At 66.4% G+C, this 11,780-nt stretch carries 9 protein-coding genes; 7 read left to right on the top strand and 2 right to left on the bottom strand.

Translation table 11 applies throughout. The features are described from left to right. Window positions 1-2: 2 nt before the first annotated feature. The gene (locus R5H29_RS00930) at window positions 3-1,166 is read right to left on the bottom strand and encodes an isovaleryl-CoA dehydrogenase (protein WP_014035590.1); all 1,164 of its coding nucleotides are present in this window, start codon (window positions 1,164-1,166) and stop codon (window positions 3-5) included. A gap of 161 nt (window positions 1,167-1,327) precedes the next feature. On the opposite strand from R5H29_RS00930, the gene R5H29_RS00925 reads away from it, so the two are divergent. The 3 genes from R5H29_RS00925 to R5H29_RS00915 all read left to right on the top strand — a co-directional run bounded on the left by R5H29_RS00925 (window position 1,328) and on the right by R5H29_RS00915 (window position 4,338). Then, the gene (locus R5H29_RS00925) at window positions 1,328-1,945 is read left to right on the top strand and encodes a TetR/AcrR family transcriptional regulator (protein WP_021203751.1); all 618 of its coding nucleotides are present in this window, start codon (window positions 1,328-1,330) and stop codon (window positions 1,943-1,945) included. Window positions 1,946-2,163: 218 nt separating this feature from the next. Continuing rightward, window positions 2,164-2,682: a cytochrome c5 family protein gene (locus R5H29_RS00920; RefSeq protein ID WP_005407662.1), complete on the top strand. Its 519-nt coding sequence runs from the start codon at window positions 2,164-2,166 to the stop codon at window positions 2,680-2,682. Window positions 2,683-2,892: 210 nt separating this feature from the next. After that, window positions 2,893-4,338 (top strand): ExeM/NucH family extracellular endonuclease, encoded by a 1,446-nt coding sequence (locus tag R5H29_RS00915; protein WP_332328583.1) that lies wholly within the window; start codon window positions 2,893-2,895, stop codon window positions 4,336-4,338. A gap of 301 nt (window positions 4,339-4,639) precedes the next feature. On the opposite strand, the gene R5H29_RS00910 is transcribed toward R5H29_RS00915, so the two are convergent. Continuing rightward, window positions 4,640-5,497 carry an EamA/RhaT family transporter gene (locus tag R5H29_RS00910; protein WP_332328582.1) on the bottom strand — a complete coding sequence of 286 codons (858 nt, stop codon included), beginning with the start codon at window positions 5,495-5,497 and terminating at the stop codon, window positions 4,640-4,642. A 43-nt stretch (window positions 5,498-5,540) separates the two neighbouring features. Between R5H29_RS00910 and R5H29_RS00905 the strand changes: the two genes are divergently transcribed. From R5H29_RS00905 to R5H29_RS00890, 4 genes are all read left to right on the top strand, one after another. Beyond that, window positions 5,541-6,212 carry an alpha/beta hydrolase gene (locus R5H29_RS00905; protein WP_206619874.1) on the top strand — a complete coding sequence of 224 codons (672 nt, stop codon included), beginning with the start codon at window positions 5,541-5,543 and terminating at the stop codon, window positions 6,210-6,212. Beyond that, the gene (gene zapE / locus R5H29_RS00900; RefSeq protein WP_180878013.1) at window positions 6,209-7,309 is read left to right on the top strand and encodes a cell division protein ZapE; all 1,101 of its coding nucleotides are present in this window, start codon (window positions 6,209-6,211) and stop codon (window positions 7,307-7,309) included. The genes R5H29_RS00905 and zapE overlap by 4 nt, the downstream gene beginning before the upstream one ends. Window positions 7,310-7,946: 637 nt before the next feature. Beyond that, a complete protein-coding gene (locus R5H29_RS00895) occupies window positions 7,947-10,349 on the top strand; it encodes a ribonucleoside-diphosphate reductase subunit alpha (protein ID WP_019661866.1) in 2,403 nt (800 codons plus the stop codon). Between the two features lie 147 nt (window positions 10,350-10,496). Beyond that, a complete protein-coding gene (locus tag R5H29_RS00890) occupies window positions 10,497-11,516 on the top strand; it encodes a ribonucleotide-diphosphate reductase subunit beta (RefSeq protein ID WP_019661865.1) in 1,020 nt (339 codons plus the stop codon). The last annotated feature ends 264 nt before the right edge of the window (window positions 11,517-11,780 follow it).

Raw genomic sequence — 11,780 nt, 5'->3', positions numbered from 1 at the left:
CCTTACAGGGTGCGCTGGAACAGTTCGCGGCCGATCAGCATGCGGCGGATCTCCGAAGTGCCGGCGCCGATTTCATACAGCTTGGCGTCGCGCCACAAGCGGCCGGTCGGGTATTCGTTGATGTAGCCGTTGCCGCCGAGGATCTGGATCGCCTGGCCGGTCAGCCAGGTGGCCTTCTCGGCGGCGTACAGGATGGCACCGGCGGCGTCCTGGCGGGTGGTGCGGCCCTGGTCGCAGGCGCGTGCCACGGCATAGACATACGCGCGGCAGGCACCCAGGCCCACGTACATGTCGGCGATCTTGGCCTGGATCAGCTGGAAGCTGCCGATCGGCTCGCCGAACTGGTGGCGCTCGTGCACGTACGGCATCACCACGTCCATGGCCGCGGCCATCAGGCCCAGCGGGCCACCGGACAGCACCACGCGCTCGTAGTCCAGGCCGGACATCAGCACGCGCACGCCACCGCCAACCTGGCCCAGCACGTTCTCTTCGGGAATCTCGCAGTCCTGGAACACCAGCTCGCAGGTGGGCGAAGAACGCATGCCCAGCTTGTCCAGCTTCTGCGCGGTGGAAAAGCCCTTCATGCCCTTCTCGACCAGGAACGCGGTGATGCCCTTGGCGCCGGCCTCCATGTCGGTCTTGGCATAGACCACCAGCACGTCAGCATCCGGGCCGTTGGTGATCCACATCTTGTTGCCGTTGAGCACGTAGCGGTCGCCGCGCTTGTCGGCGCGCAGCTTCATCGACACCACGTCCGAACCGGCCCCCGGCTCGCTCATCGCCAGCGCACCGACCAGGCTGCCATTGCAGAGGCCGGGCAGGAAGCGCTGCTTCTGTTCTTCGTTGCCGTTCTTGCGCAGCTGGTTCACGCACAGGTTGGAGTGCGCGCCATAGGACAGGCCGATGCCACCGGAAGCGCGCGAGATTTCTTCCATCGCCACCACGTGGGCCAGGTAGCCCATGCCGGTACCACCGTATGCTTCTTCCACGGTGAGGCCGAGCAGGCCCTGTTCGCCCAGCTTCGGCCACAGAGCCAGCGGGAACTGGTTGCTGGCATCGGCCTCGGCGGCCAGCGGCGCGACCTCGGCGGCGGCAAAATGGGCCACGCTCTGGCGCAGCAGGTCGATGTCTTCGCCAAGGTCGAAGTTCAGGGATGGCACGTGCATTGTGGTGGCTCCACGACGGGATGGCAGGAAATGGACGCACCCGGCGGGGGAGCGGGCGGCGGTCTGCAGGACCGCTGCCCGCACGGGCGATTGGACCCCAGCGTAGCGGGGTTCGGATAAGAAGTGAATACAAATTCAAAAATTGAAACCAGAATCAAAACATGGCCTACAAACGCTCTGCACTGATGGAAGAACGCCTGGCCGGGGCCCGTGAACGGATCCTGCTGGCCACCCGTGAACTGGTCGCCACTGGCGGCTGGCGCAATGCCCCGGTGACCGCCGTGGCGACCCTGGCGGGGGTGTCCACCGGCCTGATCTACCGGCACTTCCCGTCCAAGGCCGAGTTGTTCGTGGAGGTGCTCAACGCCGCGGTGGCCCACGAGGTGGCGATCATGGAGCGCATCGCCAGTGGCCCGGAGGCGGCCAGCGAGCGCCTGCGGCTGGCGATCACCGCCTTCGTACGCCGTGCCCTGGCTGGGCCGGGGCTGGCGCACGCCTTCATCGTCGAACCGGTCGACCCGGACGTGGAAGCCGAGCGCATGCGCGGTCGTCGCGCCTTCGGCGACGTGTTCCTGCGGCTGGTGGAGGAGGGCGTGGCGGCCGGTGAGCTGCCTGCGCAGGACGCGCATGTGGCCGCTGCGTGCCTGGTCGGCGCCTTCACCGAGGCGATGGTCGGCCCGACCGCGCCAAGCCGCGAAGCACACCGCGACGAAGATGCACTGGTGAACGCAATCTGCAGCTTCTGCCTGCGCGCGATCGGTGCCCCGGCAATTCGGTAGCGCCGGGCCATGCCCGGCGGCTGTTGCCATCCTCGACCGTTGTTGCCGCGCTTCGCGCTCGCCGGGCACGGCCCGGCGCTACCCGCATGCGGCCACGGCCGCATGCTGCGCCGCACCAGCATGATGCCTGTTGTCGCACGCATAGCGCGTTCTATACTCGGCCCATCACGCAGTCGCTCAGCCGTGGTCCAACGACTATCAGCCAGGGGTAACGAAGAGTGCGGAATTACGATCTGGAGTTCCTGAAACGCTTCTCCATGGTGATCGCGCTGCTGGCGACCATCACCCTCGGCCTCATCCTCCTTGCCGCCTACATCCACACCCGGATTCCACCCGAAGTATCGCCGACCGCGGCCAAGCGCACCGAACAGCGCATTTCGCCCACCGGCGCGGTCTATGCCGGCAGCACCGGCGCCGCCGCGCAGGCTGCGGCCAAGGCCGCCGCGCTGGCCAAGGCTGCTTCGCAGGTGGCTTACGGCGGCACCAAGGATGGCAAGGTGATCTTCGACAACCTGTGCACCGCCTGCCATACCACCGGCGTGGGCATGGCACCGACGCTGGACCACTCGCATTGGGACAAGCGCATCGCGCAGGGCAAGGACACCCTCTACAAGCACGCCATCGAGGGCTATACCGGCCCGGATGGCGGCATCATGCCGCCCAAGGGTGGCAACCCGGCCCTGACCGAAGAACAGATCCACGCCACCGTGGACTGGATGCTGGGCAACCTGAAATAGCCGCCGCAACACGCGGCCTGCTGTAGAGCCGAGCCCACGCTCGGCTGCTCTGCGCACGGTGTGGCCAGGCGCAGCCGAGCGTGGGCTCGGCTCTACCACCTACTAAGCTTTGCCCACCGAGGCCTGATTGCCCCTGTGCCCCCGCCGCGCAGGCGGATCTCCGCATTTCAGGGTTAGTCTGTGCGCCCTCTTCACTGGAATCGCCCGTCGATGCGCCGCCGTTCCCTTGCTCTTGCCCTGTCCCTGCTGCTGCCGGCCAGCGCCTTTGCCCAGGCCCAGCCGCAGGCCGCATCAGCTACGACGCCCGCTGTCGCGCGCAGCAGCGCCACCGTGGTGCTGACCGCCGCACCGGCCGACTGGCGCGCGCTGGATGGCCAGCGCGTGCGCATCGCCGCACCGCTGACCCTGGCCGGTACCGATGGCCTGGAGCGCTTCGGCCAGCTCACCGTGGCCTTCGACGGCCGCCTCTGGCAGCCGACCGAAGTGGCTGCGCCTGGCACCGCCGGCTACGAGCAGGTGATGGCCGACAACCAGCGTCGCCGGCTGGTACTGGAAAATGGCAGTGACGCCCGCGACCGCGCAAGCGTGCCCTACCTGCCGGGCAACCCGGTGCTGCGCACCGGCATGCAGCTGCGCAACGTGGAGGGCATCGTGCGCGTGGATGCGCAGGGCCATCCGCGCCTGCAGGTCGAGGGAGCGCTGAAGCTGCCGGAGCTGAAGCGCCCGGCGGTGCCGACCGTGCCGGGCAGCCTGCATGTGGCGGCCTTCAACCTGGAGAACTTCTTCAATGGTGACGGCCAGGGCGGTGGCTTCCCGACCCTGCGCGGCGCGCGCACCCTGGACGAGCACAAGGCGCAGCTCGCCAAGCTGGTCACCACGGTCAACGCCTTGGGCGCCGATGTCGCTGCGCTGATGGAACTGGAGAACGACGGCTACGGCCCGCAGTCGGCCATCGCCGAACTGGTCGATGCGCTCAACCGCGACCGTGGCGCGCAGGGCGACTGGCGCTTCGTCGATGCCGGCAACGGCCCCGGCGACAATCCGATCCGGGTTGGCATCATCTACCGCAGCAGCCGCCTGCAGCCGCTGGGCAAGCCGGCCACGCTGACCGGTGGTCCGTTCGTCGAACACAGCCGCGTGCCGCTGGCGCAGGCCTTCCAGGGCAAGCAGGGCGCGCCGTTCGTGGTGGTTGCCAACCACTTCAAGTCGAAGGGCTGCCGCGACGCCGCCGGTGCCGACGCCGACCGCAACGACAACCAGGGCTGCTGGAACGCGACCCGCGTGACCTCGGCGCAGCAGCTGCATGCCTGGCTGCAGACCGACCCGACCGGTACCGGTGCCAGGGACGCGGTGCTGCTGGGCGATTTCAATGCCTACGCGATGGAAGACCCGATCCGCACCCTGCGTGACCTGGGCTGGCAGGACGCATTCAAGGTCGCCAAGGTCGAGCATCCCTACAGCTACGTCTACAACGGCTATACCGGCCGCCTCGACCATGCACTGCTGAGCCCGGGCATGGCCAAGCGCCTGCGCGGTGCCGCCGAATGGCACAGCAATGCCGACGAGCAGGACGCCAGCGGCTACCAGGGCCGCAACGTGCAGGGCCCGTGGCGCAGCTCCGACCACGACCCGCTGCTGCTGGGTTTCGACAGATAGGGTTCGCCGGGGATCTGCTCTGGTAGGGACCTTGATCGGCACGGATGCCGCCTTTGCTTTTGATCTACCAGTCCGCCTTCCAGCGAGCCGAGCATCGCAAGTGGATCAGGGGCGAAGAGGCGCCGATGTCTGAGCGCAGCGAGTTCGGCGCCGTCCCCTGGTTCACCGAGAAGCGCAGGGAACCGGTGCACAGCACCGGCTCGCGGCTGGCGGCGCGTTTCTTTTGGTTACTTTTCTTTTCGCGCGAAAAGAAAAGCGACATCCCACCGCGGGCGCGGAAATGGCCCGCCGCAACCAACGCTCACCCCCAGGCGATCAGTCCGATCGCCAGCACCGCCAGTGCCAGGCCGGCGCGGTTCCACTTCGTGGTGGCCTCGCCGAAGGCGAACACACCCACCAGCGCGCCCAAGACCACCACCCCGATGTTCATGCCGGCGAACACGGTAGCCGGGCTGTCCGGCATCGCTTGGTGCGCCTGCACATAGAAAAGGATGTTGCCGCCATTGAGCAGGCCCAGCAGTGCACCCGCGCCGAGGTTGCGCCAGGCCAGCCGGCTGCAGCCACTGAAATGCCGCCACAGCTGCAACGCAAGCATCAGCACGAAGGCCACGCTGAAGCTGGCCAGCACCGCCGCCATCGACGGTGTGCCCGACAGCGCCACCTGCTTGAGCAGCACGTCCACCACCGCGAACCCGGCCCAGACGCCCAGCAGCCAGCCCCAGGCACCGGGCGAGGACGCTACGGTCGGGCCGCGCGGACGCAGGCTGATGGCCACCATCGCCAGCAGGCCCAGGGCGAGCCCAGCCAGCTTCCACGGCGTGGCGGTCTGGCCGAAGAACAGGAAGGCCGCCGCCAATGACAGCAGCAGCGACAGCCGCTGCGCCACGTCGCTGCGGACGATGCCGGCCACCGCCACCGCGCGGCCCAGCACCAGGAAGATCGACGGCAGCACCACCGCCAGCGCCAGCAATGACAGCCACGGCGCATGCGGCGCGCGCAGCGCATCCAGCGGCGGCTGCAGCACCACCGCGGTGAGCGTTGCCGCCACCAGATAGTTCCAGGTGACCATCTGCGCGACATCCAGCTGGCGGCATCCAGCCACCTTCAACACCACCGAAACCAGCACGCTGCACATCACGGCCAAAGACAGGTAGAGCATGGGGCGGGCACAGGGCAGGGGCGGGGGACGGTATCATGGTGCCATGCACAAGCCCTCGTTCCCCGTCGCCCCCGGCGAAACCGCCTGTCTCCAACTGGATGGCCCGGCCGGCCCGCTGGAAGTGGTCGTCGACCTGCCCAAGGCCGATGTACCGGTGCAGCCGATCGTGGCCATCGTCTGCCATCCGCTGTCCACCGAGGGTGGCACCCTGCACAACAAGGTGGTCACCATGACCGCCACCACCCTGCGCGAGCTGGGCATCGCCACGGTGCGCTTCAATTTCCGCAGCGTCGGCGCTTCGGCTGGTACCTTCGACGGCGGCGTGGGCGAGCAGGATGACCTGAAGGCGGTCGCCGCCTGGGTGCGCAGCCAGCGCCCGCACGACCGGCTGTGGCTGGCCGGTTTCAGCTTCGGTTCGTTCGTGTCGCTGAAGGCGGCTGCCGCGCTGCAGCCGGAGGCGCTGATCTCGATCGCGCCACCGGCCGGTCGCTGGGATTTCGACGGTATCGCACCGCCGGCCCGCTGGCTGGTGATCCAGGGCGAGCAGGACGAGATCGTCGACCCGCAGGCCGTCTACCAGTGGCTGGACACGCTGGACTTCCCGCATGAGCTGGTGCGCATGCCCGAGACCAGCCACTTCTTCCACCGCAAGCTGATCGACCTGCGTGGCGCGCTGACCCACGGCGTGAAGCATTGGTTGGGCGCGGCGGCATGAGTGCAACCGAGTTGACCCCGTCGCAGCGGTACGCGGAAGGGGTCGCCCGTGGTGACTGGCAGGACGACCCGGCCCAGCATGCAGCGCTGGCCGAGCTGGACCGCATCCACCTGGGCCTGCTGGACAGTGCCGAGGACGGCTGGCTGGACCGCCTGTCCTCGTTCTGGAAGAAGCCCGAGCCGGTCAAGGGCCTGTACTTCTGGGGCGGCGTCGGCCGCGGCAAGACCTTCCTGGTCGACCTGTTCTACGACGGGCTGCCGATCAAGCAGAAGTACCGCACCCACTTCCACCGCTTCATGCGCAGCGTCCACGAGCGCCTGCGCGAGCACCAGGGCCAGAGCGACCCGCTGGCGAAGATCGCCCAGGAATGGCGCAGCAACCTGCGCGTGCTGGTGCTGGACGAGTTCTTCGTCACCGACATCGGCGATGCGATGCTGCTGGCGCGGCTGCTGGAGCGCCTGTTCGCCGAGGGCGTGACCCTGGTCACCACCTCCAACACCGCAGTGGAGAACCTGTACCTCAACGGCCTGCAGCGCGAGAGCTTCCTGCCGGCCATTGCCCTGCTGCAGCGCTTCTGCGTCGAGCTGTACGCCGAAGGTACCGAGGATTACCGCATGCGCGCGCTGACCCGCTCGCCGGTATACCGCGCACCGCTGGCGGCCGACAGCGATGAGTGGCTGGCCACGCGCTGGAGCGAGCTGAGCGGCGGCCAGCCGGCCAAGCCCGGCAACATCGAGATCGAGGGCCGCAAGATTCCGGTGCGCGGCCGTGGCAAGAGCATCGCTTGGTTCGATTTCGCCGCGCTGTGCGAAGGCCCGCGCGGGCCCTCGGACTACATCGAGATCGCGCACGAGTTCAACACGGTGCTGCTGGGCGGCATTCCCGCCTTCGACCGCCTGAACGAAGATGCCGCGCGCCGCTTCGTCAACCTGATCGACGAGCTGTACGACCGCCACGTCAACCTGGTCTGCACCGCCAGCACCTCGCCGATCGAGCTGTACACCGGCCAGCGCCTGCAGGGCGCCTTCGAGCGTACCGCCTCGCGCCTGATCGAAATGCAGAGCGCCGAGTACCTGGGTACCCCGCACCGGGCGTGAGCGACGCTGCGGGCGTGCATTGCCGGCCGGCGGCCGGCACGACCACCCCGGAATTCCGGTAGTGCCGGCCGCTGGCCGGCAATGATTCGGGGGGGAGGGCGAAACGGCGTTACCTGCGGCCGCTCCTCCGGCCCGGCCGACACATGCGGCCTCGAGTCGCTGCCCGGCGGGTGATCCCCGACGTCCACCGCATTCCCACCGGCTGCCCACCACCTATCCACAGGGTTGTCCCTAGCCAGCTTCATCACTGTCATGTGAAGCTGTCATTGTTCCGTTTCTGCGGTGCGTTGTGCCACCGCAGTGACGCCTTTCGGGCTTGACTGCGCAGCCCGTTCCGGCGGGTCTGAAGCGTCTGATCAGGGCGCCGATGGCACGATCCTTGCGGCGCAAGGGATTGCCGAATTTCACTACATTTGGCGTTGACGGACCCCATTACCCCCACTATCTTGTGGCCGTCGGTCGCAGCAACCCCAGGTCTGGGGGTGGCAGCAGCACCCATCCGCGATCGTCAACGGCAGTGGCAGGCGCAGGGTCTCATCCTCTGCGACGCCGTCCTGCCATCCTGGGCCGTCATGTCCCGGGCTGCGTCACCCCGATGCATCGAGCACCCCCAAATCACGCCAAGAGGACATACGCCGTGAGCACCGAATCCAGCGCCACCATCGAGAAGGAAAGCGAATTCCTGTTGACGTCGCCGCCGACGGCCAACGCGATGAGTGTGACCAAGCGCAACGGGACCACCGAGCTGGTGGACCTGAACAAGATCGTGCGCGCGGTGCAGCGTTCCTCCGAAGGCCTGCACGCCGTCGATCCGATGCGCGTGGCCACCCGCACCATTTCCGGCCTGTACAACGGCGCCACCACCCGCGAGCTGGACGAGCTGTCCATCCGCACCGCCGCCCTGCTGATCGGTGAAGAGCCCGAGTACGGCCGCCTCGCTGCGCGCCTGCTGGCCAACTACATTGCCAAGGAAGTCTCGGGCCAGGAAATCTACGCCTTCTCGCAGTCGGTCAGCCGTGGCCATGAAGTCGGCCTGATCAACGACCGCCTGCTGAACTTCGTGCAGACCAATGCACGCAAGCTCAACGACGCCATCGACATCTCGCTGGACCTGAACTTCGATTACTTCGGCCTGCGTACCCTGTATGACCGTTACCTGCTGCGCCACCCGCACACCCGCAAGGTGATCGAGACCCCGCAGCAGTTCTTCCTGCGCATCGCCAGTGCGCTCAGCGAGGACGTGTCCGAGACCCTGGCGCTGTACAAGCGCATGGGCAACCTGGACTACCTGCCGTCCAGCCCGACCCTGTTCAATTCCGGCACCACCCACGAACAGCTGTCCTCGTGCTTCCTGCTGGATTCGCCGCAGGACTCGCTGGAGTCGATCTACGCCAAGTACGGCGACATCGCCCAGCTGTCGAAGTTCTCCGGCGGCATCGGCGTCAGCTACACCCGCGTGCGTTCGCGTGGTTCGCTCATCAAGTCGACCAACGGCCACTCCAACGGCATCGTGCCGTGGCTGAAGACCATGGATTCGTCCGTGGCCGCGGTGAACCAGGGCGGCAAGCGCAAGGGCGCAGCCTGCGTGTACCTGGAAACCTGGCACGCCGATATCGAGGACTTCCTCGAACTGCGTGACAACACCGGTGACGAAGCCCGCCGTGCGCACAACCTGAACCTGGCCAACTGGGTACCGGACCTGTTCATGAAGCGCGTCGAGGCCGACCAGGAATGGTCGCTGTTCGATCCGCGCGTGGTGCCGGAGTTCACCGACCTGTTCGGCGAAGCCTTCGAGGCCGCCTACCTGCAGGCCGAAGCCCAAGGCAAGGCCAACCGCACCATCCCAGCGCGCAAGCTGTACGCCCGCATGATGCGTACGCTGGCCGAGACCGGCAACGGCTGGATGACCTTCAAGGACAAGTGCAACCGCGCAAGCAACCAGACCCTGCGTCCGGGCAACGTGATCCACCTGTCCAACCTGTGCACGGAAATCCTGGAAGTCACCTCCAACGATGAAACCGCAGTGTGCAACCTGGGTTCGATCAACCTGGGCAACCACTTCGACGAGCACAACGAGTTCGACTTCGAGAAGCTGGCCGAGACCGTGCGCCTGGCCGTGCGCCAGCTCGACCGCGTCATTGACCTGAACTTCTACCCGATCGAAACCGCCCGCCGCGCCAACCTGCGCTGGCGTCCGGTCGGCCTGGGCTGCATGGGCCTGCAGGATGTGTTCTTCCGCAAGCGCCTGCCGTTCGACAGCGCCGAGGCCCGCGCCCTGTCGAAGAAGATTGCCGAAGCGATCTACTTCCACGCGCTGGAAACCTCCTGCGAGCTGGCCCAGGAACGCGGCAAGCACCCGTCGTTCAACGACACCCGTGCCGCCAGTGGCGAACTGCAGTTCGATGCCTGGAACGTGGTGCCGGAAGACACTGCGCGCTGGGATGCCCTGCGTGAGCGCATCAAGGAACACGGCCTGCGCAATTCGCTGATGATCGCGATCGCGCCGACCGCGACCATCGCCTCGATCGCCGGCTGCTACGAGTGCGTAGAGCCGCAGGTGTCCAACCTGTTCAAGCGCGAGACCCTGTCCGGTGACTTCCTGCAGGTCAACCGCTACCTGGTGAACGAGCTGAAGAAGCTGGGCCTGTGGACGCCGGAAATGCGCGATGCCATCAAGCTGGCCGAAGGCTCCATCGCGGGTCTGCCACAGATCCCGGAAACGCTGCGCGAGGTCTATCGCACCGCGTGGGAACTGCCGATGCGTTCGCTGATCGACATGGCCGCCGAACGTGGCGCCTTCATCGACCAGTCGGCCTCGCTCAACCTGTTCATGGAAAGCCCGAACATCGGCGCGATGTCCTCCATGTACATGTACGCCTGGAAGCAGGGCATCAAGACCACCTACTACCTGCGTTCGCGCCCGGCCACCAAGATCGCCAAGACCACGGTGAGCAGCGCGGCCCCGGCCAAGGTGTTCAGCCCGGACGAAGCCATCGCCTGCTCGCTGGAAAACCCGGAAGCCTGCGAGGCCTGCCAGTAACACACCGCGCGGTGGGTGCCGACCGTTGGTCGGCACTCGAGCACCTCGCACCTGTAGAGCCGAGCCACGCTCGGCCGCAGCACGGAAACACCCAGGTAGCGCCGGGCCACGCCCGGCGTTTTGACCCGAGAAGACAAGGAAACACCCATGGCCGACAAGCCCAAGCAGATGCTGCTCGATCCCGGTTTTGAACTGACCCTGCGCCCGATGCGCTACCCGCAGTTCTATGACATGTACCGGAACGCGATCAAAAACACCTGGACGGTGGAAGAGATCAATTTCCAGATCGACATCACCGACCTGCACAGCAAGATGTCGCCGGGTGAGCGCCACCTGATCCACCGCCTGGTCGCGTTCTTCGCCACCGGCGACTCGATCGTGTCCAACAACCTGGTGCTGAACCTGTACCAGCACCTCAATGCGCCGGAAGCGCGCATGTACCTGTCGCGCCAGTTGTATGAAGAAGCGCTGCACGTGCAGTTCTACCTGACCCTGCTGGACAACTACCTGCCGGACCCGGAAGAGCGCGCCAAGGCGTTCTCGGCGGTGGAGAACATCGACTCGATCAAGAAGAAAGCCGATTTCTGCTTCAAGTGGATCGACTCGATCCAGGACCTGACCCGCATCGAGACCCGCGAGCAGCGCCGCCAGTTCCTGCTCAACCAGATCTGCTTTGCCGCCTGCATCGAAGGCCTGTTCTTCTTCGCTGCGTTCGCCTACGTGTACTACTTCCGGTCGCGCGGCCTACTGCCGGGTCTGGCCTCGGGCACCAACTGGGTGTTCCGCGACGAAAGCGCGCACATGGAGTTCGCGTTCGAGTCGGTGCGCGTGGTGCGCGAGGAAGAGCCGGACCTGTTCGACGAAGAGATGAAGCAGCAGGTCTACGACATGCTGGCCGAAGCCATTGAATGCGAAGTGCAGTTCGCCGAGGACGTGCTGTCCGGCGGCGTGGCCGGCATCTCCACCCGTGACATGCGCCAGTACCTGCAGCACTGTGCCGACCAGCACTTCGCCAAACTGGGCATGGAAAAGAAGTACAACGTGCGCAACCCGCTGCCGTTCATGGAACTGCAGGACGTGCAGGAACTGACCAACTTCTTCGAACGCCGCGTCTCGGCCTACCAGGTCGGCGTGCAGGGCGAAGTCGCCTTCGACATGAACTTCTGATCGAACCGGCCCGGCCTGTCGCAACGAAAAACCCCGGCCAATGCCGGGGTTTTTTGTTGCGCGCCTGCTTTTGTAGAGTCGGGGCCAGCGGGGGCGGGGGTTGCGAAAAAATGGCCGCGGGGGCGGCGCGTATGGTAGCGTCGCCCCATGCGCGACTTTCTGGCCAACAGCAGTCGCGCATGCCTCGACTCTACAAAAGCAGGCGCGCAACAAAAAACCCCGGCATTGGCCGGGGTTTTTCGTTGCGACAGGCCGGGCCGGTTC

Origin of the sequence: Stenotrophomonas sp. A3_2 (genome assembly GCF_036624925.1) — a bacterium.
Lineage (GTDB): Bacteria > Pseudomonadota > Gammaproteobacteria > Xanthomonadales > Xanthomonadaceae > Stenotrophomonas > Stenotrophomonas hibiscicola.
The sequence above is the reverse complement of the archived record's forward strand: the minus strand, read 5'-3'. Positions and strand labels throughout refer to the sequence as shown.